Consider the following 24,323-nt stretch of genomic DNA (forward strand, 5'->3'; position numbering starts at 1 on the left):
TGATTTTAAAATAGTCTAGTTCTAGCTTTGGTTCATATAGAATCAAATCAAGAACATTATGAGACTCTTTGAAATTATATTGTTGTTATCTGTTACAATTCTTCCATTTATTAAGCGCCCTTTATTGCAAAGGATTAAGTCGAACTATTTAGTTGCAATTTTAGGATCAGTTTTAATTCTACATCTTTTAATAGAAGGAGTTCGATGGCAAATGTTTCCAGCTTATTTGCTTGTAGTTATATTAGTATGGCGCATTAAAGCTGTAGATATTACTCAAAAAGCTAAGTTTAGTTTTTTAAGAGGATTAGGCTATTTTTTCATGCTTATAATATTAAGTATTTCTTGGCTTTTACCTATTGTATTACCCGTTTTTGATCTCCCGAAACCTACTGGTGAGTACAAGGTCGGATCTGAATCCTTTTATGTAAAAACTAATCTGGATGAATTGATTACAGAAGATCCTACAGATAAAAGAGAACTAATGGTGAAAGTCTGGTACCCAGTTCAGACAGAAAAAGAAGAATTAGAAGCTGAACGCTATGTAGACCAAGCAAGTAGAGAAGGCTTTGCCACAAAGTATGGTTTACCTGCATCTGCTCTTAATTATTTAGATCAGGTTGAAACATTTGTTTATAAAAATGCTCAAGTAGCCGATGGGAAATTTCCAGTAATTTTATTTTCACACGGTTATGGTTCTAAAGCTACAGCTTATTATGCTTTGCTAACTGAACTTGCTAGTCATGGTTATGTAATTATTAATATGAACCATACTTATGAAAGCCTGGGTGTTACTTTTCCAGATGGTCGTAAAAAATATTTTGATTATGATTATCAGAGAAAGATATCAGCTCATTTCATGGAGAAAATGGGGCCTGTTATTGAGGCTTTTAAAGATAGCCTGAGTTATGATCAAAGACACCCGATCGTTAGAGATGCAATCCAAGACTATTTTGAAGGTCATATTCAAGATCGCTGGGCAAAAGATATGTTTTATATCACCAATTTACTGAATGATTGGAACAATGAAGGTTTATTGAAAGGAAAGCTTGATTTGGATAGGATAGGGGCATTAGGCCACTCTGTTGGAGGGGGTACAGCTGGGAATTTGGCGATGAAAGATAATAGAATTAAGGCTGCTGTTAATTTAGATGGAATTCAATGGGGAAAGAAAATTGATACAGTTTACCATGTCCCGTATTTATATGTTTCCGCAGATTGGCCGGCTGATCATGAAGACATCAACTCCCATATCTATAAGAAAAAGAGTACTGATTATTTCTATGAAACAAAGTTATTAAAATCAGCTCATGCAAATTTCATGGATATACCTTTCATGGTAACACTTAATTCAGTAGCAGGAACGGGTGAGATTAATCCTTATTTAGGAAATAGAATAATAACTGAGTTGACGATCTCATTTTTCGATCGACACTTAAGAGGAATAGAAACAAAAGGTCCTGAAAGAGTAGCTGCTGAATATGATCTATTAGAAATGGAAATATTTAAAGGGGACTCTCTTTTATAATATAGATTCTAGTTCTTATTCTTTATTTTAACTTCCAACTAATTATTAGTTATGGTTGTCAATCACTAAAACTCAAGTTATGCGGCCTTTAATATTTTTGATAATTTCCTGTTTATTTGCGTTAATATCATTCCAATGTTCAAGTATCAATGACTTGAATGCTAATTTTTCAGGTAAGATTTACAATCATCTTTTTTATGATACCCAAGAGGAATGTGAAAAAGCTCAAGTTGATTCTAATTTTTTCATTAATTGCCATCAGCAACTTGAGTTCATTGATGAAGATAATGCCACGATTATGTTAACCGATATAATTTATGAGGTTAGATATACTGTTAAAAAAAACAAAGTCATCATCTTTTCAGAAGAAGGTGGTAATTCCCAATTTGAAAATATTGAATTTAAAATTATCCAGAATAATGAATTATTAAAAACAGACGATTCAACAGTTTGGAAAGAACAGACTGGTGAGTCTATCTGGTAGAATTCACTTAGCTAAAAAGAGTATTTAAAACACACTTGTGATACTTTCCAAAACGTCTTCTCTTAAATCAGAATTAATAGCGAATGCTAATAGTAAAGAAAGAATCAGTCCTATAGTAGCGTAAAGGAAATCTCTTCCCAAGAGTTTACCTGCCTTAGCAGAAGACTTCTTGCGTTTCTTTGCTCGTTTTTTTCCTAGCGCAATGGCTAATTCTCTTCCGCCCAATAAACCTATAAATACCCACGTAGTACTGATAGGGATGGTGCTTATTACTTTGAAATAGTATAAAAGTATGGCATATATTAAGTCAACTAAAGTAGCAGCTCTTACATCGGTTACTCCAGCTTTTTCATTTACAATGCCTTGAATTCGATCTCCTTTAAGGAAGAATAATACACCTAAACCAATAAAAATGAATCCTGCAAATCCAATAAATTCATAAATCCCTAAACTTCTAGGTAAAAATACGGCAATGTTAGCAGCATCTTGAGCAATCCAAATGGACCAAAGGGCTCCACTTGTTACCCATTGCAAAGGAGTCCAGAATTTTGCAGGCTTTCTACTTGTAAAATATTTTGAGACTAACTTTTTAACTAAAATCCATACTATAAAAGCCACTACAAAAGCTAAAATGTAACCCGAGAAGCTTTTTGATAATACTTTCCCTATTGAACTTGCCTGAGTAGAAAATGCACTTAAAAGTAGTACAGAAGTAGATACAGGCATTCTTAATCTGGTTAAGATTAAGAGTAAAACAGGAGCAGCTAATTGTAAAAAGCTAAATGTTTCAGGGGCTTCATTAAATCCTTTTGAGGCTAATCGCTGATGACTCACATCTCCATCATATACAACCCAACTGTAGGTAACCGTTGCTAAAAATATTAAGCCCATGAATAACCAGAGAATCCACCATTTTCTATGGCTGTTAGAAGCGATAAAGGTTCCTATAGTTTGAATACTGTCATTTGCAATTGCGGAATAAGCAGCAATACCAAAACCTATCCACATTGCAATATTAGGATAAGGAGTAAATATTCCACAAAGGAAAGTTAAAACAGCGATAAGGGTAATAAAAGCTTTTTCTCTTCTGGCAATCTCAAAGGTGCGGTAAGTTACCTCTGTGACCCGGCTTCTATTATACTTTTCAAATGCTTTTTTAGCCATAAAATAATATTATTCAATATTGCCGCTTAAGCAATTTTATTTTTCAAGCACAAATCTAATTATTCTTAGTGAAACAATGAGTTAAAAAATGATTAACTATGTTACTTAATTATTAATAGTATTCACATTAACTTAATTTACTTTTAAGTTAAAATTTAAAAATAGCTTTATTTGCTGTTTTTCTGCACTTTTATTCTTAACAATTGTTTTACTTCTTAAATGCAAAATTCCTTTTTTAAGATTATATTTTTGCACTTTGAAATAACCTTAAAATATTAAATCATAAAAACCTCTGTTCTACATACTAAACAAAGTTGGCAATCGATCCTGAAAAGGGGAGCATTGATTGCGTTTAATATTTTTCTATTTCTATTAGCTATAGATTTTATAGGGTATTCTTTCCGACTTTTAAATAAAGATGTTGCTGATTCTATCATTAACCTTACAGCAAATCCATTTATTAGTTTGTTTATTGGCTTATTAATTACTGCCATAATTCAGAGTAGTAGTACAAGTACTTCCATGATAGTGGCAGTGGTGGCTTCTGGCTCTTTAGATTTTTCCGATGCTATTCCCATGATAATGGGAGCTAATATTGGAACTACTTTAACCAGTACTCTGGTATCTTTAAGCTTTATTACTCAGCGAGATGAATTCAGAAAAGCAATTAGTGCAGGGGTTGTCCATGATTTTTTTAATATACTAGTTGTAGCAATATTATTCCCTTTGGAATATAATTATGGAGTATTATCTAGTTTATCTTCGGCTACCTCAAGTTTTATTTTAGGTGCTGATTATGTTGCTCAACAAAATGAATTTAGATATTTCTTATTGACAAAACCCTTTGTTCTTTATTTAGGTGAATTAATTCCATATCCGTTATTGTTAGCGACTTTATCTTTTGTTTTACTTGCTGTAGCGGTTAAGTTTCTATCCAAAACTTTGTATAAATCTATCACAGGTGGCTCAAAAGAATTTTTGCAGCGTTACTTCTTTGGTAGTCCTTATAAATCATTTTTTTGGGGAACCGTTTTTACTGCTGGTGTTCAAAGTAGTTCGGTAACTACCTCAGTAATTGTACCTTTTGTGGCTACTCGTAAAATTAATTTAAAACAAAGTTTCACTTTTATCTTAGGGGCTAATATTGGCACTACGATCACGGCATTAATTGCAGCTTTATTTAAATCAGAAGCAGCAGTAAGTATAGCATTAGTGCACTTATTCTTTAATTTAATTGGAGTTTTAATATTCCTTCCATTTCCAATCATTAGAAATATACCGGTTAAAATGGCTAAGTCATTTGGCAGGTTAGCGATGAGATTTAGAATAGCAGGTTTTGCTTATATTATTCTGACCTTCTTTTTAATTCCGTTTATCCTAATATCTTTTAATAAAGAAGATGGCATTGAAGCCAGGGATCATAAAATTGAATTGAATGGAGAACAAGATCAAACTAATAATTCTGATAAAAAAGATTCAGTTCGTTAGTTTCCCTATAATTTTAAGTTTTTCGAAGACTCTTTCTGTGTGCGGGGCATCTTTAAGCTCATCCGTTAAATCTTGACCTGACCAGTGTTCGTAATGTGTACCATTTTTCCACAACCTAGAATTGCTAACATCATATATAATACCTTTGTAAGCAATCCATATTTCCTCTCTATCTTGTCCGTTCCTCAATGCTAACTGCTGGGGGCTATAGTTTTTCATTCAGTTAATTTTATAGGCGAAATTAAATAAAACAAAATTTTATTACGTCTCCATTTAAAGCAGAATTCAAAAATAATCAATCGGTAATTATTGTTTCTTAATCCTTAAGTATTTTAAATGATACTATATAACAATAAATCAGATTCATCTAAATGAAAAACTTGTAAAAAGGGCTTTTTAACTACTTCTGTAATTTTATTAAATTCCTGCTTCCTTTTATCTTATAATTATATATTAGCTTTGTACTATTATTTATTTCTAATTGAACATGACTACAACAATTTCAGAAAACATTAAAATCGAAGAAGTACAAGAATTAAGTGCTGCAATGATCACTTTCAAAGGGGCTGTTTCAACTGATGAATATCGCCAGGCAATGGAAGCTAATTACGAATTAAGTAAAAAACCAGAAATCAATAATTGGTTACAGAATAATACTGATGCTGGTGTTTTATCATTACAAGATCAACAATGGGTTTCAAATGATTTGATACCTCGTGCTGCTCAAGAAGTAGATAAGATTGCCGTTGTAGTTTCAAAGGATGTATTTAGAAAGTTTGCGGCAAAAAATATTTTAGATAAGCAAAAAGGGAAACTCAACTTTCAATATTTCAATAGCTTAGAAGAAGCTAGAACTTGGTTGAAATCTTAACTAAGAATTTATAGGATTTAAGTACTATACAGGTGTGTGTTTTATTTTAGTGTAGGTTAACAATAATTAAAAAGGCAGGGGTGGTTCCCTGCCTTTTTGTTTTTTCTGATATTTTATTCCTATTATTTATTTCTACTCATTTCGTTATCAGCTGGCGACTGACCTCTAGGAGTATCATTTCTTCTTTTATATAATTCGAATTTGTTAGGAATATTTCTTGGTGGCCAATAGTTGTTTTCTTCGTCAGTATCAGCTGTTTCTCTTTTTGGATCTAACTGAAACTGAACCACTTCTTTTTGAGTGATGAAAACTTTTGTAGCCTTATTTTCACTTCTTCTCCATATTTCAGCTGGGTAAGTTACTGTTTCAGTACTGCCATCCTTATATGTTGCTTTAAGAATAATTGGCATTACTAAACCGCCTTTATTTTCATAGTGAATTTCATAGAAATTATATCCGCCATCTAAAAGCTCTTTTTCCTTTGAAGATAATGAAGCCCTGAAAGTCTTATATGCTTTTCTATCATCACTATCCACACTGTATGGATCATATGAATTATAGAAATCTTTTAATTCAGGATGTTTTTCCACTACAGTGGTAACTCCTGCAGCTTCATTTTTATCAGGAGTAACATGATAACTTCCTGCTTCAGCTCTTTCTTTCTTGATTTTATTTTCTACATCAGGATTTTTTGAATCGAATTTATACCATTCTACATCATTAATCGCAATGTCTACATGATCCACACTATAGAACCATCCTCTCCAGAACCAATCTAAATCAACTGCAGAAGCATCTTCCATAGTTCTAAAAAAGTCCGAAGGAGTTGGGTGTTTGAATGCCCATCTTTCAGAAAAAGTTTTGAAGGCTTTATCAAAAAGCTCTCTTCCCATCACAGTTTCTCTTAAAATATTTAAAGCGGTAGCTGGCTTTCCGTAAGCATTATTACCAAACTGAATGATATTTTCAGAGTTGGTCATGATAGGACGGATATTTGCTTTATCTCCTTTCATGTATGAAACAATGTTTCCAGCAGGGCCTCTTCTACTTGGGTAATTGGGTTCCCACTCTTGCTCAGCAATGAATTGAACAAAGCTATTTAAACCTTCATCCATCCATGTCCACTGACGCTCATCAGAGTTAACAATCATTGGGAAGAAGTTGTGACCCACTTCGTGCGTAATTACACCGATCATTCCGTATTTAGTTCTTGCAGAATAAGTGCCATCTTCAGCAGGACGACCGTAGTTGAAACAAATCATTGGATATTCCATACCATTTGCTGCCTCAACTGAGATAGCAACTGGGTAAGGATAAGGAATAGTCATTCTTGAATATACTTTTAAGGTATGAGCAACTACTCTTGTAGAATACTTATCCCATAAACCCCAAGCTTCTTTAGGATAATATGACATCGCCATTACTGTTCTGCCTTCAATGTCAACTCCCATTGCATCCCATATGAACTTACGAGATGATCCGAACGCGAAATCTCTTACGTTTTCAGCCTTATAAGTCCAAGTTTTAGTGCCTGAAGCTTTACTTTTTTCTGCTTTCTCAGCTTCTTTTTTCGTTACGATTAAAACCGGATCATCAGAAGTTTTTGATTTCTCCCATCTTTCCAATTGATCTTCAGTTAAAACCTCTTCAGCATTTTGCAATTCACCAGTAGAAGCAACAATGTGATCTTCAGGAACTGTTATATTTACTTCATAGTCACCAAATGGTAGGGCAAATTCACCTCTTCCAAGGAATTGTTTATTTTGCCATCCTTCAAAATCATTATACACTGCCATTCTTGGAAACCACTGAGTAATGGTATAAACGGTGTTATCATCGCCTTCGAAATAATCGAAACCACCACGGCCGCCCATTCTAGCTCTGTCGTTAATGTTATAATACCAGTCAATTGAGAAAGAGATTTCTTCACCTGCTTTTAAAGGCTCTTCTAAATCAATTCTCATCATAGTATTGTTGATGGTATATTCCATATCATTTCCTTCAGCATCAACTAACTTTTGAATTTTATGACCACCATCATAATCTGGATAGCCCATCATTCCGTCAATTTGCCCTTCAGTAGCTCTATCCGGCACACTGTTTTCAGCTACATCATATGTCATGCTATTTTTAGCACGCATATTTTGATCAAGCTGTACCCATAAATAAGTTAATTCATCAGGTGAATTGTTAACATATGTAATGGTTTCAGAACCTTTAATTTGATTCTTTTTCTCATCTAATGTAACATCAATTTTATAATCAGCTCTTTGTTGCCAATACATATGACCAGGTGCACCAGAAGCTGTTCTGTAAACATTCGGTGACCTTAACATATAATCTAACTGCTCGAATTTGCCCTGGTTTTGGTACTCTTGTGCAGTTGCAGCAAAAGCAAAAAATGCCAAAAAGGCTGTAAATAGTCTTTTCATATTAATTTATTATTTAAAACTTACCAAAATTTCGTTTCCATCATGATTGTAATGGCTATTCCACCAATAGCACTTGATATGATGAGTACCCAATCTCTTCTTTTTGTTCCTAATATGTCTATAAAGATAAAAGATATAAGTAAGAAACTAAGTACTACTATAATTTGACCGATTTCAAGTCCTATGTTAAAAGCTAATAACTCCATTACAATAGAACTGTTTTTACCTAGTATGGCTTTTAAGTAATTACTAAACCCTAAGCCATGAATCAGCCCAAACAACAATGCAAAGATATAATTCAATTGCATACTGCTTGATGATTTCAGGCTTCTCTCTTTCTTAAAAAGATTAGCAAATGCGGTAATAAATATTGTAACTGGAATTAAAAACTCTATTAATTCAGCTTTTATGGCTACAATATTTAAGGTTGACAAAGCTAGTGTAATGGAATGACCAATAGTAAAAGCTGTAATCAAGATTAGTACTTTGCGCCAATCTTTCATTAAGTAAATAGCTGATAAGGCCAAAACAAATAAAATGTGATCATATCCGTTAACATCTAAGATATGATGAAATCCTTCAAGAAAGTAGGCTTTAAAAGTAGACATATCCACCTATATAATTTTCAGTTTAATTTGTTTAGAAACCATAATATTACCATAATTTTGCAAAACAGACATAAGACTTTTTAAAATGATATATAGCAATTTTATAATCGGTTTTTTATGGGTGCTTAGCGGAGTTGTTCATCCCTTTTATGTTTCCATTTCTGATTTGGTCTATAAAGAAGAGACCAAATCTGTTCAAATCATGCATAAAGTATTTGTAGATGACTTCGAACAGACTTTGAACAAGCATTATAATGTAAATCTCGATATTCTGGCTATGAAGAATACGGCTGAAATTGATGAGATGTTAGAAGATTATTATTCAAAAAGATTTTCCGTTGAGATAGATGGGAAACTACAAGAGATCACTTATATCGGTAGTGAACTAGAAGAAAATGTTCTTTGGATTTATCAAGAGATTTACAAAGTGCGAAAACCGAATAGATTTAAAATTACAAATACTGTATTATTTGATGAATTTGATACGCAATCGAATTTAGTCCATACAGAAGTGGGAGGAGAGATCAAAACAGTTAGGCTGGTTGATGGGGATGAAACCCAGGAGGTAGAATTTGATTATTACTAAAAAATAAAGGCTTGGTATTTTAGTGCCAAGCCTTTCATTTTATAAAACATTTAAAGATTGTTCTTTAATTTTTTCAAGCTCTTCCTTCATCTGAATCACTTGCTCTTGTAAGTCTGAATCATTTGCTTTTGATCCCAGAGTATTGATTTCACGACCTATTTCCTGACTGATAAACCCTAGTTTTTTGCCATGAGATTCCGCTTTACTGTTAAGTGTATCAGAGAAATACTTTAAGTGAATAGCTAATCTCTCCATTTCCTCATGAACATCTAATTTTTCTGAGTAATAAATAAGTTCTTGTTCCAGTCTATCTTGATCATAATCAACTGACTGGGTAAGTTCCTTAATATTGTTTTGTAGCCTAGTTCGGATTTTCTCTAACCTTTGAGGTTCAATCTTTTTAGCATTTTCTAATTTTTCCGCTATGGTATCCACATAACTTCCTAGAATAGAACCTACTTTTTGACCTTCTGATTTACGAAAATCATTACAGCTATCTATAGCATTATTTAGCGTATCATTTATTAATTTTAAATCTTCTTCAGAAAGGTTCTCATCTTCAAACTTCATGATTTCTGGAGCCTCTAAGGTCATCTTCATAAGATCATTAAACTTTCTTCCATTAGTCTCCTCAAGATCTGAAAGCTTTTCATAGTAAGCCGTGAATAATTCTTGATCAATGTTAGGTAATGCTAATTGTTTATTCTTAGTGCTGATTTTTATGCTGACAGCAGCTTTTCCTCTAATTAATTTCTGATTGATAACATTGCGAATTTCAATCTCTTGTGCATTAAGAGTTTTAGGGAGTTTTAATGATAAATCTAAAAATTTAGAATTGAGTGTTTTAATTTCTACTTCAACAGAAATATTCTCGTTTTGTGCTTCAGCATTACCAAAGCCAGTCATTGATTTGATCATGGAAAAATATTAAAAATCGTATCCTATACTTAAACTAAGTTTTGGGTCTTGAACAATATAATCTTCAATAGGATAAGCGTAATCTAATCTTATATAATAACCTAATAAAGTTGTTCTAAGCCCTAATCCGAGCGAAGATAACCAAGGGTTTTTGTAATTTCTAATAACAGCTTTGAAATTATCAGCTTCTATATTCTGGCGGTTTATACTATTGTCTTGTGCCCAAGGGCTTCCTCCTAACCAGGCCGTTCCTATATCATAGAATCCTATAACTTGGAAATTGCGAGCAAAAGTAGAATTCATTGAATTATTACTTAACACTCTAAAAATAGGAAATCTTAATTCATTGCTTAAGAGGATAACATTTTTGCCGCTGAATTCATTTAGCTGAAAGCCTCTTAAGCCAGTTACAAATTCATGGAAAAGTAAATTCTCATTGTAGATAGGACTTTCAGATGAAGTAATTGATAAAGGATTCTCCTCTACTGTAACTTCATCTCCAGGAGCGGGCTGATTAATTCTTCTGAAAACCCAGTTTTCAACTCCACCTAACATAAAATAGGGTGAATTCTGACCTAAAAATCCGCCAACATAAAGTCTACTGGCAAATGTGATTTCTCTAAATATCTTTTGATAGTTTCTAACATCTAAATAAATTTTACTAAATGATTGACCTGCCGCAAAACCACTTGTATAATTCTCGAAAGCAACTTTTCCTCTTAAACCCTGGCGCATATTTAAACCAATGGGTTCTGAATCATCATAGATATATTCGATTTTACCTCCAAAAAGCCAATCATTTGAAAGTGGGCTTTTAGCCAAATTGTTACCTTGAGTCAGAACATTAAAGCTACTTTCTATAAACTGTCTGTAGATAACATGAGGCTTAACACTTATTCTACTATTATTTGAAAAGGGGAAAGCCCCACCAAAACTGATATTATTTAATGCATAAGTTTGATCTGTAAATCTGTCATTAAGTTTTGTAGCATAAACATCTCTTTCAAACCTTACACTATAATCAACCAATCTTTCAAGATATTGGTATTCGCCAAAAATAGAACCGCTTCTAAAATCCTGTAGAGATAAATCAAATCCTCCGTAGAATTTATTATTCTCCCTTAAGTCATTCATTTGATATCTTGAATACATGGAAAGTCCTATTAATGGATCGATTTTCCATGAGGCGGTAACATTATTTGTTGTGAAGGTAGGTTCATAATCAAAAGGCCCCATTAAGCTTGCAGTACTTCTTAGTTTGCTTAAATTCTTTAAAAGTGAGCTTTCTTCTTTGTCTTGTTCAAATTTTTGTGCTTCAAATTCAAAGTTATCTGCATCTAGCTTGGTAGAGTTTTCATTTCCTTGATTAAGCTTTTTTTGAAGACTAGATAGATTTGAATCCTCTTTAAAGTTTTTATCCTTGGGTATTTCTAAGTTATTGCTTTTCCCTGCCCCTTGATTCTTAATACTTGGATTAGGATTTAATTTTCGGCTTAATTCAACTTGCTTCCTTAATGTGGAAGGTAAAAACTTAGCTTCATTAGCATTGAAATCATCTTTTAGATAGAGTTTTTCAGTATCATTTTGATTCAGAACTACAGAATAGAGTTTCAGCTCAGGTCTGAGATCATAATTTTGAACCCCTGTTCCATAGGCAGAAATTTGGGTTGAGGTCTCTTTTTCTAGGTCGAATCGGTACAGATTGTTAATGCCTGATTTATCGCTAACATAAAAGAGGGTAGAACTATCTGGAATTACGATTTGAGTATTTTCTCCGAAGTCTTTGGTAATTTGTTTAAGCTCATTTGGCTTATCAATATCATATTCAAATAAGTTAAAATTTCTTACCATGTCTGAATATCCATAATCTATGGAGACACTATCAGTTTTTCGATTACTTGAGAAAACGATACGTTTTGTATCTGGAATAAAAGCAGGGTATAAATCGTCAAAAACATCATTAGTTAATCTTCTGATATTAGGTCTTCCTGTACTAATTAAATAAAGGTCGGATTGAGCATTAATATTAGCACTTACAACCGCTGTTTTACCATTTGGATAGATGTCAATTTGATTCACTTGATCAAATTTTCTTAAGTCACGTTTTTGAATTTTATCAGTATAAGGATTGTAAAGATTAAGAAGATTTACACCTCTATTGTAACTAACAATACCCAAAGTAGCACTATCACCCCAGTCCATAGCTGGAGCAAAAGTTTCTTCAGATTTTTCTAACCTTTTCTGTCCCCCTCTAAAAATAACTTTTTCTTGCCCGCTGCTTATCTTCCTAAGTTTAACTTTAAAATGCCCTCTGTTATTTATTGAATATGCTAAGAAGTCACCATTTGGGCTAATTTTAGTTTGGTATTTTACTTCACCTATCCACGGTTTGGAAATTTGATTTTTAGAAGATAATTCTTCTGTATCCATATTGGTGAAGTTATTAATGTAGAAATATTTATACTCACTTAAAAAGGCTTTAAAAGGTATTCCTAAGGTGTTGGTAATACTTTTTTCTTCATTCCTTATAATTCTAGTAAGGTTGAGAGTATTTGAAATATTAATTCTTCCATATTTTTCTGAAATAAAATTCCATAGTGATTGACCGGCTAGTTCAGCTTCTTTTCCTTCCAAATTTTCAATGCTTGAGGGATTATGATCAATCAAATAATTCCTAACGAAATCATCCATTTCTGCATTCCATCCATACGCTATGTAGGCTGCTGCGCCATTAATGAACCATTCTGGCACTGTAAACAATGAATTGGATTGGAAAACTTCAGATACTAAGCCCCCGCCAAAAAGCATGTCTTTGATGAATAGCTTTGAAACTTTGTAATTAATTTCTTTCCTAAGTGTTTCGAATGAACCGGAGAAGGCAACTTCTAAATGAGTTTTGAGGAAATTAGTTTGTCCACTTATGTCAAACTGAGCCTCATTGAGTCCAACATTACTTTGATTGTAATCAATATTGCTATTAAAAATAAAAATTTTGGTTTTACTATAAGGTGCATAACCCATGATGTCTGTAATCCGTAGGAAATCCTCTTCTATAGTGCTAGCAACTTGTTTAGCAAGTTTTTGTCCACCATAGTAATAATAAACATCAAAATGAGAAGTGCTATAATATTTCCAATCGAAAAATCTGTATTGAATTCTACTTTTACCAAATGTTTCCTCACTGTTTTGTGCTCGTAAAGCTTGAGGCGTAATACTTGCAAAAGTTATACTTACTATTAATAAAATGAATGTAAAGGTTCTTAATCTCATACTAACTTGAATATAATGGATAATAACGTTTAATGTTTACTTCATCATTTAATTTTTTTGAATTAATTATTGATTCCACAAACTCATTAGCAAAATATGGGGCTAATGATACACCTTTAGTACCTAATCCATTGAATATAAAAACGTTCTTATGAGCAGGATGGTTTCCAATTAAAGGTCTCCTATCTTTTGTTGAAGGTCTAATTCCTGCTACTTGATCTATAATCTCATATTTTACATTTAGTAGGTCATCTAATTTTTCTGTAAGCTGATTTCTAGCTTTTGAAGTAGGTTCATATGTAAGATTTTTCCATTCATAAGTAGCACCCACTCTGTAATAGTCTTGATGAGTATTTTTTACTACAAAAACTCCTCTATTAAAAATTACATCTTCCGGTAAAGCTTTTTCAGTTTTAATATGTAAAATCTCGCCTTTCACTGGTGCAGTAGGAACCCAATCAAAATACGAATTTCCGCTTAGGGGTCCATCGCAAAAAATTATATTTTGAGCTTTAATTTCTTGATATACAATAGTATCATCAGTTATAATCAGGCTTTTGTAGTCAAACTTTTTTTCAATGAAGGCATTAATGGAAGTTAAATACTGCTGATGAGCTTCAAGCATAGATTTCACATCTAAAAAGCCACTATGCTTCAATAATACGCCTCCAAATGGATCTTTAATAAAGTTTGTGAAATGAGATTTGGTGTAAGTATGCTTTATAAATGCTGTAGCATCATCTTCTCTACCCATCCAATCGTTCTGATCTTCTAAAGATAGAAAAGGTCGATATATGGCTTTGTCATATAAGAATTTAGTATTTAATGATTTTTCTAAATTACTATAAAAGCTTTCCAGATAGGGGAATAACTGTTCTGCTAACCAGGTTTTTTTCATTTTTCTTCCGGTAATCGGGTTGTATAAACCTGCTGCAACTTTTGAACTAGAATTAGGATTGTTTTCTGAAATAACAACAAACGACTTTCTATGAAGCTTTAAATGCTCTACTACAGAAACTGAAGCAATTCCGTGACCCACTATAATGTAATCAACTTTCATAACGAAATTTTACTTTTCAAAAGAATTAAATTATTAAAGACTATGATTGTTTCAATCCAAATCACCTTCTATAATTAAATATATTTTAGGCAATCAGCTTTAATTTCAACAAATTTGCATCAAACTATAGAGATATGATACACATTAAGCAATTTGTTTTCAATCCTTTTATGGAGAATACTTATGTGGTTTATGATGATAATAAAAATGCTGCCGTTATAGATCCAGGATGTTATGAAGGTTATGAGCAAGATGAGTTGGTAAACTTCATAAAAGATGAAGGCTTGAATGTTCAGCAATTAATAAATACACATTGTCATATTGATCATGTTTTAGGAAACCAATTTGTGAAGGATAAATATGGCGTAAAGCTATATATGCATGAGAAGGATAAACCGATTTTAGAGGCAGTCCCTACTTATTCTGCCGCATATGGATTTGCCAATTATCAAATTTCTAAACCTGATATCTTCCTTAAAGAAGGCGATATTCACAAGATTGGAGATATAGAATTTGAGGTGTTGTTTTTACCAGGTCACGCTCCAGGTCATATTGGTTTAATGAATGAAAAAGAGAAAGTATTTATAGGAGGGGATGTTTTATTTGATGGTAGCATAGGTAGAACAGATCTTCCTGGTGGTGATCACGATACTTTAATCAGTAGTATTCAAAATAAACTATTTAAATATGATGATGAGGTAGTTGTATATTGTGGACACGGTTCAACTACAACACTCGGAAAAGAAAAAGCATCAAACCCTTTTTGTGCTATAAAATAAACTGCTATGATAAAAAAGAATATACCTAATGCTATTACAGCAGCGAATCTATTTACTGGTGCAGTAGGAGTTTATTTTACTAGTCAGTTTGAATTCGAATGGGCAGCTTTTTGCATAGTGTTGGCTGCTATTTTTGATTTTTTAGATGGAATGTTAGCACGATTGCTCAAGGTTCATTCTGAAATTGGAAAACAATTAGATTCTTTAGCTGATATGGTTACCTTCGGTTTTTTACCTTCCTACATACTTTTTCAATTTCTTCAATTGAATGAAGCTGAGGTATGGAGTTTCATTGCCTTTTTAATAGCAGTCTTTTCAGCATTCAGATTAGCTAAATTCAATATTGACACTCGTCAGTCGGATGAATTTATAGGTTTACCAACTCCCGCTAATGCCTTATTCATAGGTTTTTTGATTTTTTTAAAAGGTAGTTTTTTCTCGAAATATCTGTTTGATACAGCTAGCTTAATTCTAATAGCGGTTCTTTTTTCATATCTGCTTGTGGCAGAAATCCCAATGATTGCACTGAAGTTTAAAAATTTGAAATGGCAGGATAACATCTTCAGATACCTGACTATAATAATGGCTATAATTTTAGTGGCAATTTTTCAATTTTCAGCTGTTCCAATCGTTATTCTGATTTATATCATTTTATCAATTATAAAATATTCATTCTTCTCTAGAAATTAATTTGGAAAAAACACTGTTAGAACTTTGTTTTGAGAGTTTTAATGAGAATCTCCTTCACTATCATATTGACCCTTTTCATACAAATTTTGTATGCTCAATCCGTTTTGAATAAGAATGGGATGATAAAAGTAGCTACTTCAACGGAAGGAGTTTATAAAATTGATTCTCAATTTTTAGAGGCAGCAGGAGAAAATCCTTCTGAAATAAATCCTAATAAAATTCAGGTTTATGGAATGCCCGGAGGTCATATTCCACAATCAAACTCTATAGATTATCCTTATGACCCGCAACCTTTAGCTATAAAAGTTAAGGCCAATACAAATGCTGTGTTTGAGGAGAATGAAGCTGTTTATTTTTATGCTGATGCTGTAGATAATATCGACTATAATTTTGAAAATGAATTTTATGAGTATAGCAATAATGTATACAGTGATTCAATTTACTTTTTTATTGATATAAATGCAGAACAAACCAATTCAATTGCTTCAATAAGCTCAGAAAATATCAATGTAGATCAAAGTTTTAATTGGTATGATGCTGTTTATTTTCATGAAGTAGATGAAGTAAATATTTTAAGATCTGGAAGAAAATGGTTTGGTGAATCTTTTAGTATAAATAGAACTCAAGATTTTACTTTTGAATTAAATAATGATATTGCTTCATCTGATGAAATAAGCCTTACTACTCACTATTTAGCACAAACTTATAATGAAGCAAATCTAAAAATCAGGTTAAATGAATATGAGTTAGCCAGTGAGTCACTTGAAAGAGTATCAGATTTTACAATCTTTCCTTATCGTGAAAAAGGCAAATTGCTTGAAAACCGATCAACAATAGCAAGCTCATTAGTTTCAGGATTAGAATTAAATATTTCGCTTACACATGAAGCTTTGGGTGCTGGTAGGTCTGATGGATATCTGGATTATTTGTTTCTAACGGTTCCTCAAAAGTTGAATGTTTTAAATTCTCAAATCGTAATTAGAAATAGGGGATTTCAGCAAATTGGTAATTATGAATTAAAAATAGGTAATCTTTCAAATGATCATTATGTATGGGAAGTGAGTGACCCTATTAATTCTAAGGAATTAATCATGAATAATGGGTCTTTTAAATTTTCTCAAACTGAGGAGAGAAGGGAAAGAAAATTCGTAACTTTTAATGCTAATTCTGCATTACGCCCGGAATATATAGGAACATTAAATTCACAAAATCTAAAGAAATCTACCTCTCCCGATTATTTAGTCATTACTTTTGACGGCTTTAATGAAAGTGCACAAAAGCTAGCTTCATATCGAGAAAATCATAATAATTTTAGTGTGGAGGTTGCTAAAATTTCTGAAATATTTAATGAGTTTGGTTCAGGTAGAAGAGACGTTTCTGCCATCCGAAATTATATCCGCTATTACTATTTAAAAAATCCAGACAAACTTAAATATGTGCTTCTTTTGGGTGCATCATCCTATGATTTTAAAGATAGAATAGCTAATAACACTAATTTAGTCCCAGTATATCAATCTAGAAATTCGCTACATCCGGTTTTTACTTATGCCTCTGATGATTTTTATGGATTCATGAATCAAAATGAAGGCTTTTGGGCAGAAGAATCGAATAATATTGATGAGCTTGACCTAGGCATTGGAAGAATACCCGCAAAAACAAAAAAGGAAGCTGCGGACGCAGTAAATAAAATAATTTACTATGAAACGAATCCTCAAGCCTTTAACAAATGGAGAAATGATATTTATTTCATTGCAGATGATGAAGATGGCAATATTTTTCATCGTGATTCAGAAGAACTAAGTAAATATGTAATTGATAATTTTGGATTTTATAATATCAACAAACTCTATTTAGGAGCATTTGAACAGGAAGTTTTTGCCAGTACACAGCGTTCACCAAAAATGAGAGAAGCCATTAATGATATGGCAAATAAGGGTGCTTTAATAGTGAATTACATTGGTCATGGTTCGGAAAGTAGCTGGACGAATGAATCTATTCTTAATGTAAGCATGGTTGAGGAATGGAATAATATTGATAAACTGCCGCTATTTGTCACAGCAACTTGCGAATTCGGCCGATTTGATAATCCAAATATAGAATCAGGCGCTCAGAGAATGTTACTTAAACCTGATGGTGGTGCTATTGCATTATTAACTACTTCAAGGCCTGTGGAGTCAAGTTCAAATGCCACTTTAAATCGATCTTTTTTTCAACATGTATTTAAATCTCAAAACACTAAACCTAAAAAATTAGGGGATATTATTAGGCAAACTAAAAACTCAGGGATTGTAGGGGTTAAGAACCGAAATTTTATTTTGCTAGGTGATCCAGCTGTAACTTTGGCTGAACCTGAAAGTAATGTTCAAATTACCAATATTATGAATGAAGAGGGTGAAACGGATACTCTTAAAAGTATGTCTAAAATCACAGTATCGGGTTTAATTGAGAACAATCTAAAACAAATCATGTCAGATTTTGATGGTGAACTAACTATTGAACTTTATGATAAGCCCCAAGCAACTTCTACAATCGATAAAGCAGAAAGTGAATTTAACTTTATGACATTTGATCAAGTGATCTTCAGAGGGAAGTCAAGTATTCAAAATGGGGAATTTAGCTTCAGTTTTTATGTTCCCACTGAAATAGATTACCGCATTGATAAAGGCAAGTTTAGTTTTTATGCGAAGAATGACAATCAATTAGAAGATGCATCAGGTTTTAATAATGATTTCATTGTAGGAGGTAGTTCTCTCATGTCAAATAATGATACTGCTGGTCCTGATTTGGCGTTATACCTAAATGATAGAGAATTTGAAAATGGTAATAGAGTAGGGAATGATGCTTCTTTAATAGTAGATTTGTTTGATGAGCATGGAATAAGTATTTCAAATAGCAATGTGAATCCAGGTATTACCTATTCAATTGATGGTGGGGAAGATATAAAACTTAATGATTTTTTCTATTACGATAAAGATTCCTACCAAGAGGGGACCATTGAATATGATCTACAAAATTTAAAAGAGGGGAATCATTACATAACTATTAAAGCCTCTGATGTTTATAATAATAAATCACAAGCGACTATAGAGTTTGAGGTAATTGGTGAGGACGATATCGAATTGTTAGATTTTACTATATATCCAAATCCAGCCCAATCCAATGTTAATATTCGATTACGTCAGAATAGAAAAAATGCGCAGGTTATGGTTCAGTATCAAATCATAAATAATCAGGGTCAATTAGTGTATTCCCATGAATACACTACTAATGAAGACTTCAGAATAGATCAATGGGACTTAAGAAACCAAAATGGCGAAAAACTTTCACCAGGATTATATTTTGTCAGGCTTTTTGTACGTTCTGTAGAAGATAATGCAAAAACTGACCAAATTAAAAAGCTAATTATAATCAATTAAGTATATTTGAGTAAACCAAAATAAAATGCGAGCAGCGAAATTAATATTTTTAACGGCTTTAACCGTTTTATCAACCCAAGCTTTAGGCCAAATTACTGGTCCACCTACTACAATTTCTGGGCAAGATGCTGAAAGAAATGTTATCACTACAGCTATGCCTTTTTTATTAATATCACCCGATTCCCGTTCTGCAGGAATGGGAGACGTGGGCGTAGCGCTTTCGGCTGATGCTAATGCTATGCAATGGAATGCTGCTAGATTAGCATTTGTTGATAATGAAATTGGCGCTTCTATTTCTTATTCCCCATGGTTAATGAGTATAGGCGTTACGGATATGTCTATTTCATATTTAAGTGGTTATTATAAAATATCCAAAGAGCAAGTAGTTGGCTTATCAATGAAGTATTTCGATTTAGGAAATATATTCTTCACAGATGATGGTAATACAGGGACTGATTTTTCTCCAAAAGATTTTTCAATTTCTGCTGCGTATTCCAGAAAGTTAAGCGATAATTTAAGTGCATCTTTGACAGGTAAATTTGCTAGGTCTAATTTATTTGGAAACTACACGAATAATAATCAATCAAATCCAAGCCCAGCAACAGCGGTAGGGGTTGACTTGGGAATTTTCTATACAAAAGAATTATTGTTTAGTGGAAAGGATTCTGAGTTCTCTTCAGGAATGCAGATCGCTAATATTTCTAATAAGGTTTCGTACAGTGGAGATGATAATGAACAGTTCTTACCGATTAATTTGAAAATAGGATCAGCTTTTACCTCTAATTTGGATCCTTATAATAAATTAACTATTTCAGTTGATTTTAATAAATTAATGGTTCCTACACCTAATGAAGGAGATACTATTCCAGCAACTCTACTTGAAGGTATGTTTGGTTCATTTGGTGACGCACCTGCTGGTTTTCAAGAAGAATTAAGAGAAATTACAATTTCTTCAGGTGTAGAATACTGGTATAATAATATTTTTGCGGTCAGAACCGGATATTTTTACGAACATATTACCAAAGGAGGTAGACAATATTTCACTGCTGGATTAGGATTCAGATACCAAGTGTTAGGTTTAGATTTTTCTTACTTAATCCCAACTCAGCAAAACAATCCATTAGCAGAAACGCTTAGGTTCACAGCGGTTTTCAAATTTGAAAACTTAGGGATTGCAAAAGCCTCTGTTGCAGAGTAATTCCAAGTAAATTTTCATTTAAAAATTCATTATGCTTAATAGACAAGTTGCTCCAAAAGCATATATGCTGAAGGATTTATCATTAACAAAGCCTGAAGTTAAAAAGCTTTCAAATGATGTTTCAGTTCATATTATTCAGGATGATACTAATCCTGTTTTAAAAATTGATATACTATATCCTGCTGGAAGAACAAATGATAATAAACCAGGGGAATCGCTTATATGTGCAAAGGTTTTAGTAGAGGGAACAAAGAGCTACCCTGGAAGTGAACTGCAAGAATTGTTAGATCATTATGGAGCGCATCTGGATTTTGCAGTAGATTATGATTATACAACCGTAAGTCTTTTATGTTTAAAAGAACATATAAATACCTTATTGCCTGTTCTAAAAAGTGCTATCAAAGAACCGCTTTTTGAAGATAAGGATTTTGAAAAAATAAAGCTTCAGCAACTTCAAAAAATTAGGGTTAATAATCAAAAGAACTCTTTAATCGCTACTCGAAATCTTAGGAAAAACCTTTTACAAGGAACACCTTATGCTAGCATACTTGAGGAAGATGAGTTAAATGCCATTCATAAGGAAGATATAGAAAATTATTTTAATAAGTATTTTGCTCTTCAGCCTGATATTATTGTAGCAGGTGATTTTGATGAAGATATTTTTAACTACTTTGATGAGTATTTTGGTAACCTGGAATTTAAACCAAATGAACCGCAGTATACAGGTAAACTTAATCCCAATTTAGAGGAAAAGAAGATTGAAAGAGAGGGCTCTGTTCAAGCTTCTATAAGAATGGGGGCTATTTCTATTCCTAGAGACCATCCAGATTACTTTGACTTATCTATTACCAATGAAATACTAGGCGGATATTTCGGTTCTCGTTTAATGAAGAATATTCGAGAAGATAAAGGATACACATATGGTATTTATTCTGTTTTAATCAATTATAAGCATGTCGATTATCATATAATCGGAGCTGATGTGAAGATTGACCACATAGAGGACACTATTCAGGAAGTGTATCATGAGATGGAAGATCTAAAAACTAATCGGGTGCCTGAGGAGGAGATTGAAACCATTAAGAACTATATGCTCGGTAAAATAGCCAGTAGTTTGGATACGGTTTTTCACCAATCAGAGAATTACAAAGTTAAGCTATCAGAGGGCGCTGATTACATTGATTATTTTGATGCCTATGTTAAAAGTATCAGAAATATCACGGCTGAAAGGATTTTAGAAATCAGTAAAAAGTATTTTTCTGAAGAATATTGTGTGATTAAGGTCGCTTAATCTCACTCGAAGAAAATATTTTGATGATGTAAATCTAAGCCATCGTTTTTAGGATTACATTTGTGTTCAAAATATGACCATCAAACAAAAAGTTGAGGCGGTTGAAAAATTATTCAATAGCCTCGATCAGGAGATATCCCGTTTTAAAAGTTTTACGGGAATATATTGTTATTCTTCATGTGGGAAATGCTGTAATAAACAAGATATAGAGGCAAGTCCACTGGAGTTTTTGCCACTTGCTTTTCATTGGTTTAAAACTGGCCGAGCACAAGAATTTTATGATAAGCTTGAAAATAATCAATCCTTAAACTGCATAGTTTATAGTCCGTTGTCAATTCTAGATCAAAACCAAGGCAGTTGCAGTGAATATCCTTACAGAGGATTAATTTGTAGATTGTTTGGCTATGGCGCAAACCGAGATAAGTACGGAGAACTAAGATTATTAACTTGCAAATTGATAAAAGATGGCCAGATTGAAAATTATACTAAAGCTATCGTTTTATTGAAAAATAATGTAAAAGTACCTGTGTTTACTGAATACTATCAGAAATTAATGCAAATAGATTTTCAGTTAGCCAGGGATATATTACCCATAAATAAGGCTATTAAAATAGCATTAGAAACTGTGATGCAATATTATGCCTATCGACCTTATTCTTCAGGCAAAGGAGCAGCTTAAAAGATTCAAAATAAAAAAATCCCGATAGTTTTATCGGGATTTTTTAAAACTGCAAAGCCTATTTTACATATGAATAGGTCTATTATCTGTTGCGGCTAGGCAAGCCTCCTTAACTGCTTCCATATATGTAGGGTGTGCATGAGACATACGAGAAACATCTTCAGCGGAAGCTCTATATTCCATAGCAGTTACACCAGCAGCAATCATATCAGCCGCTCTAGCTCCAATAATATGGATACCTAATATTTCATCGGTATTTTTATCAGCGATTACTTTAACTAAACCTTCCAAATCCATACTAGCGCGAGCTCTACCTAATGCTTTATATGGGAATGAGCCAGTTTTATACTTTCTTCCCTCATCCTTTAATTCTTCTTCAGTGTAGCCAACACCCGCAACTTCTGGCCAAGTGTATACTACATTAGGAATTAATTTGTAATGAATGTGAGGTTTTTGTCCGGCCATAGTTTCAGCTACAAAAACGCCTTCTTCTTCAGCTTTATGTGCGAGCATAGCACCTCTTACGACATCACCAATTGCATAGATGTTATCAACTTCAGTTTTGAGATTATCATCAACTGAAATTTTACCTTTATCATCAGTTTTTAGGCCAGCAGCCTCAAGATTTAACCCATCTGTATAAGGTTTCCGACCCACTGCCACTAAGCAATAGTCTCCTTTGATAGTCTCTTCTTTTCCTTTATCTGTCTCAAAAGTAACTTCTACTTCTTTTCCTTTATTTTCAACTTTAGTTACTTTATGTTTTAGCTTTACATCCATTCCGAGCTTTTTCATGCTCTTCTTCATTTCTTTCCCCATGCTTCCATCCATAGTAGGAATAAGGCTGTCAGCAAATTCTAATACAGTAACATCCGCACCAATTCTTTTATACACTGAGCCTAATTCTAAGCCGATTACACCACCCCCGATAAGAATCATATGTTTAGGCACTTCCTTTAACTCTAAAGCCTCAGTACTGCTGATAATTCTTTTCTTATCAAATTTAGCAAATGGCAACTCTATAGGTTTTGAGCCTGTTGCAATAATTACTTTGTCAGTGCTGAGTTCTTCCGTTTTGCCATCTGACTTTGTGACTACAACAGTGTTTTTATCTTTAAATGATCCAACACCAGTATGTACATCAATTTTATTTTTCTTCATTAAGAAGGCAATACCGTCTACATTTTGTTTCACAACATCTGCTTTGCGGTTGATCATCTGCTTAATATCTACTTTCAGGTTGCTCAGGTTTATCCCGTGCTCTTTAAAAGTAGTTTCAGCATTATGGTAATGCTCTGAAGAATCTAACAATGCTTTTGATGGGATACATCCAACATTAAGACAAGTTCCTCCTAAAGTATTATATTTTTCAATAATGGCTGTTTTCATGCCTAGTTGTGCGCATCTGATAGCTGCCACATAACCACCAGGACCAGAACCAATTACTGTTACATCGTATTTTGACATTTCTTTTTATTTTAGGTACTAAGTACTAAGTACAAAGTACAGGGTTTTAAATCAGTTTTTGTTGTAAAGAGTAAGTCATTCTTCTTATTTCACTTATTCTTTCTATTATTTCTTCAAAACTCTTTTCATTAATATATGAAAGTCGGTTAGAAAGATTGCTTTGAGTTTCTAGTTCTGCTAGAGATCCCAAAGCAATTCCTAAGAATTGATAAAATTCTTTAGGGTTATTTCTACCAGCACCTTCAGCTATATTAGAAGGGATTGATACCGCACTTCTCTTCATTTGGGATGTTAGTCCAAATTTTTCTTCATTAGGAAAAGCTGATGTTATTTTATAAATAATTTCAGCAAGATTCATTGACTGTTTCCATATTTGAAGATCTTGAAATTTATGCAT

The 24,323-nt window shown here is 32.9% G+C and carries 20 protein-coding genes; 11 read left to right on the forward strand and 9 right to left on the reverse strand.

Annotated elements, in window-relative coordinates; all coding sequences use genetic code 11:
• Positions 1–58: 58 nt before the first annotated feature.
• Positions 59–1,525, forward strand: coding sequence for an alpha/beta hydrolase family protein (locus QYS47_RS03745; RefSeq protein WP_322347772.1), 1,467 nt, complete (start codon positions 59–61; stop codon positions 1,523–1,525).
• Between the two features lie 154 nt (positions 1,526–1,679).
• Positions 1,680–2,009, forward strand: coding sequence for a hypothetical protein (locus tag QYS47_RS03750; RefSeq protein ID WP_322347773.1), 330 nt, complete (start codon positions 1,680–1,682; stop codon positions 2,007–2,009).
• Positions 2,010–2,033: 24 nt separating this feature from the next.
• Here QYS47_RS03750 and QYS47_RS03755 read toward each other — a convergent pair whose 3' ends face one another.
• Entirely contained in the window at positions 2,034–3,173 is a 1,140-nt protein-coding gene (locus tag QYS47_RS03755; RefSeq protein WP_308357712.1) for a hypothetical protein, read from the reverse strand.
• 342 nt (positions 3,174–3,515) lie between these two features.
• On the opposite strand from QYS47_RS03755, the gene QYS47_RS03760 reads away from it, so the two are divergent.
• Positions 3,516–4,661: a Na/Pi symporter gene (locus QYS47_RS03760; protein WP_322347774.1), complete on the forward strand. Its 1,146-nt coding sequence runs from the start codon at positions 3,516–3,518 to the stop codon at positions 4,659–4,661.
• Here the strand turns inward: QYS47_RS03760 and QYS47_RS03765 are convergent.
• Positions 4,650–4,880, reverse strand: coding sequence for a cytochrome b5 domain-containing protein (locus QYS47_RS03765; RefSeq protein ID WP_322347775.1), 231 nt, complete (start codon positions 4,878–4,880; stop codon positions 4,650–4,652). The two genes, QYS47_RS03760 and QYS47_RS03765, sit on opposite strands and share 12 nt — an antisense overlap.
• 268 nt (positions 4,881–5,148) lie before the next feature.
• Here QYS47_RS03765 and QYS47_RS03770 point away from each other — a divergent pair, with 268 nt between their 5' ends.
• Positions 5,149–5,532: a SpoIIAA family protein gene (locus tag QYS47_RS03770; RefSeq protein ID WP_322347776.1), complete on the forward strand. Its 384-nt coding sequence runs from the start codon at positions 5,149–5,151 to the stop codon at positions 5,530–5,532.
• A 122-nt stretch (positions 5,533–5,654) separates the two neighbouring features.
• On the opposite strand, the gene QYS47_RS03775 is transcribed toward QYS47_RS03770, so the two are convergent.
• Together QYS47_RS03775 and QYS47_RS03780 are read right to left on the reverse strand one after the other, a co-directional pair.
• Positions 5,655–7,964: a M1 family metallopeptidase gene (locus tag QYS47_RS03775; protein WP_322347777.1), complete on the reverse strand. Its 2,310-nt coding sequence runs from the start codon at positions 7,962–7,964 to the stop codon at positions 5,655–5,657.
• Positions 7,965–7,984: 20 nt separating this feature from the next.
• A complete protein-coding gene (locus QYS47_RS03780; RefSeq protein ID WP_322347778.1) occupies positions 7,985–8,572 on the reverse strand; it encodes a HupE/UreJ family protein in 588 nt (195 codons plus the stop codon).
• Between the two features lie 85 nt (positions 8,573–8,657).
• Here QYS47_RS03780 and QYS47_RS03785 point away from each other — a divergent pair, with 85 nt between their 5' ends.
• A complete protein-coding gene (locus tag QYS47_RS03785; RefSeq protein ID WP_302127807.1) occupies positions 8,658–9,158 on the forward strand; it encodes a DUF6702 family protein in 501 nt (166 codons plus the stop codon).
• 39 nt (positions 9,159–9,197) lie between these two features.
• Here QYS47_RS03785 and QYS47_RS03790 read toward each other — a convergent pair whose 3' ends face one another.
• From QYS47_RS03790 to QYS47_RS03800, 3 genes are read right to left on the reverse strand one after another with little or no spacing between them, the layout of a single operon-like run.
• Entirely contained in the window at positions 9,198–10,076 is an 879-nt protein-coding gene (locus QYS47_RS03790) for a YicC/YloC family endoribonuclease (RefSeq protein ID WP_322347779.1), read from the reverse strand.
• Between the two features lie 9 nt (positions 10,077–10,085).
• A complete protein-coding gene (locus QYS47_RS03795) occupies positions 10,086–13,346 on the reverse strand; it encodes a hypothetical protein (RefSeq protein ID WP_322347780.1) in 3,261 nt (1,086 codons plus the stop codon).
• A 1-nt stretch (position 13,347) separates the two neighbouring features.
• Positions 13,348–14,406, reverse strand: coding sequence for an NAD(P)/FAD-dependent oxidoreductase (locus QYS47_RS03800; protein WP_322347781.1), 1,059 nt, complete (start codon positions 14,404–14,406; stop codon positions 13,348–13,350).
• Between the two features lie 134 nt (positions 14,407–14,540).
• Between QYS47_RS03800 and QYS47_RS03805 the strand changes: the two genes are divergently transcribed.
• The 6 genes from QYS47_RS03805 (at position 14,541) to QYS47_RS03830 (ending at position 22,459) form a co-directional block, all read left to right on the forward strand.
• The gene (locus QYS47_RS03805; protein ID WP_308357702.1) at positions 14,541–15,185 is read left to right on the forward strand and encodes an MBL fold metallo-hydrolase; all 645 of its coding nucleotides are present in this window, start codon (positions 14,541–14,543) and stop codon (positions 15,183–15,185) included.
• Positions 15,186–15,191: 6 nt separating this feature from the next.
• On the forward strand, positions 15,192–15,875 hold the full coding sequence (gene pssA / locus QYS47_RS03810) for a CDP-diacylglycerol--serine O-phosphatidyltransferase (RefSeq protein ID WP_322347782.1): 684 nt from the start codon (positions 15,192–15,194) through the stop codon (positions 15,873–15,875).
• A gap of 41 nt (positions 15,876–15,916) precedes the next feature.
• Positions 15,917–19,291 carry a type IX secretion system sortase PorU gene (gene porU, locus QYS47_RS03815; protein WP_322347783.1) on the forward strand — a complete coding sequence of 1,125 codons (3,375 nt, stop codon included), beginning with the start codon at positions 15,917–15,919 and terminating at the stop codon, positions 19,289–19,291.
• 25 nt (positions 19,292–19,316) lie between these two features.
• Positions 19,317–20,489, forward strand: a complete 1,173-nt coding sequence (porV, locus tag QYS47_RS03820; RefSeq protein WP_308357699.1) for a type IX secretion system outer membrane channel protein PorV — start codon at positions 19,317–19,319, stop codon at positions 20,487–20,489.
• 31 nt (positions 20,490–20,520) lie between these two features.
• On the forward strand, positions 20,521–21,780 hold the full coding sequence (locus QYS47_RS03825; protein WP_308357698.1) for a M16 family metallopeptidase: 1,260 nt from the start codon (positions 20,521–20,523) through the stop codon (positions 21,778–21,780).
• 73 nt (positions 21,781–21,853) lie between these two features.
• A complete protein-coding gene (locus QYS47_RS03830; RefSeq protein ID WP_322347784.1) occupies positions 21,854–22,459 on the forward strand; it encodes a YkgJ family cysteine cluster protein in 606 nt (201 codons plus the stop codon).
• A gap of 63 nt (positions 22,460–22,522) precedes the next feature.
• Here the strand turns inward: QYS47_RS03830 and lpdA are convergent, their stop codons facing one another.
• Together lpdA and QYS47_RS03840 are read right to left on the reverse strand one after the other, a co-directional pair.
• Positions 22,523–23,926: a dihydrolipoyl dehydrogenase gene (gene lpdA, locus QYS47_RS03835; RefSeq protein WP_322347785.1), complete on the reverse strand. Its 1,404-nt coding sequence runs from the start codon at positions 23,924–23,926 to the stop codon at positions 22,523–22,525.
• Between the two features lie 46 nt (positions 23,927–23,972).
• The gene (locus tag QYS47_RS03840; protein ID WP_302103428.1) at positions 23,973–24,323 is read right to left on the reverse strand and encodes a four helix bundle protein; all 351 of its coding nucleotides are present in this window, start codon (positions 24,321–24,323) and stop codon (positions 23,973–23,975) included.

Source organism: Marivirga arenosa (assembly GCF_030503875.2).
Taxonomy (GTDB): Bacteria; Bacteroidota; Bacteroidia; order Cytophagales; family Cyclobacteriaceae; genus Marivirga; species Marivirga arenosa.

Coding starts and splice junctions, on each gene's coding strand:
- QYS47_RS03745 (WP_322347772.1), top strand. CDS start 59: ATGAGACTCTTTGAAATTATATTGTTGTTATCTGTTACAATTCTTCCA.
- QYS47_RS03755 (WP_308357712.1), bottom strand. CDS start 3,173: ATGGCTAAAAAAGCATTTGAAAAGTATAATAGAAGCCGGGTCACAGAG.
- QYS47_RS03765 (WP_322347775.1), bottom strand. CDS start 4,880: ATGAAAAACTATAGCCCCCAGCAGTTAGCATTGAGGAACGGACAAGAT.
- QYS47_RS03770 (WP_322347776.1), top strand. CDS start 5,149: ATGACTACAACAATTTCAGAAAACATTAAAATCGAAGAAGTACAAGAA.
- QYS47_RS03775 (WP_322347777.1), bottom strand. CDS start 7,964: ATGAAAAGACTATTTACAGCCTTTTTGGCATTTTTTGCTTTTGCTGCA.
- QYS47_RS03780 (WP_322347778.1), bottom strand. CDS start 8,572: ATGTCTACTTTTAAAGCCTACTTTCTTGAAGGATTTCATCATATCTTA.
- QYS47_RS03785 (WP_302127807.1), top strand. CDS start 8,658: ATGATATATAGCAATTTTATAATCGGTTTTTTATGGGTGCTTAGCGGA.
- QYS47_RS03790 (WP_322347779.1), bottom strand. CDS start 10,076: ATGATCAAATCAATGACTGGCTTTGGTAATGCTGAAGCACAAAACGAG.
- QYS47_RS03795 (WP_322347780.1), bottom strand. CDS start 13,346: ATGAGATTAAGAACCTTTACATTCATTTTATTAATAGTAAGTATAACT.
- QYS47_RS03800 (WP_322347781.1), bottom strand. CDS start 14,406: ATGAAAGTTGATTACATTATAGTGGGTCACGGAATTGCTTCAGTTTCT.
- QYS47_RS03805 (WP_308357702.1), top strand. CDS start 14,541: ATGATACACATTAAGCAATTTGTTTTCAATCCTTTTATGGAGAATACT.
- pssA (WP_322347782.1), top strand. CDS start 15,192: ATGATAAAAAAGAATATACCTAATGCTATTACAGCAGCGAATCTATTT.
- porU (WP_322347783.1), top strand. CDS start 15,917: ATGAGAATCTCCTTCACTATCATATTGACCCTTTTCATACAAATTTTG.
- porV (WP_308357699.1), top strand. CDS start 19,317: ATGCGAGCAGCGAAATTAATATTTTTAACGGCTTTAACCGTTTTATCA.
- QYS47_RS03825 (WP_308357698.1), top strand. CDS start 20,521: ATGCTTAATAGACAAGTTGCTCCAAAAGCATATATGCTGAAGGATTTA.
- QYS47_RS03830 (WP_322347784.1), top strand. CDS start 21,854: ATGACCATCAAACAAAAAGTTGAGGCGGTTGAAAAATTATTCAATAGC.
- lpdA (WP_322347785.1), bottom strand. CDS start 23,926: ATGTCAAAATACGATGTAACAGTAATTGGTTCTGGTCCTGGTGGTTAT.
- QYS47_RS03840 (WP_302103428.1), bottom strand. CDS start 24,323: ATGCATAAATTTCAAGATCTTCAAATATGGAAACAGTCAATGAATCTT.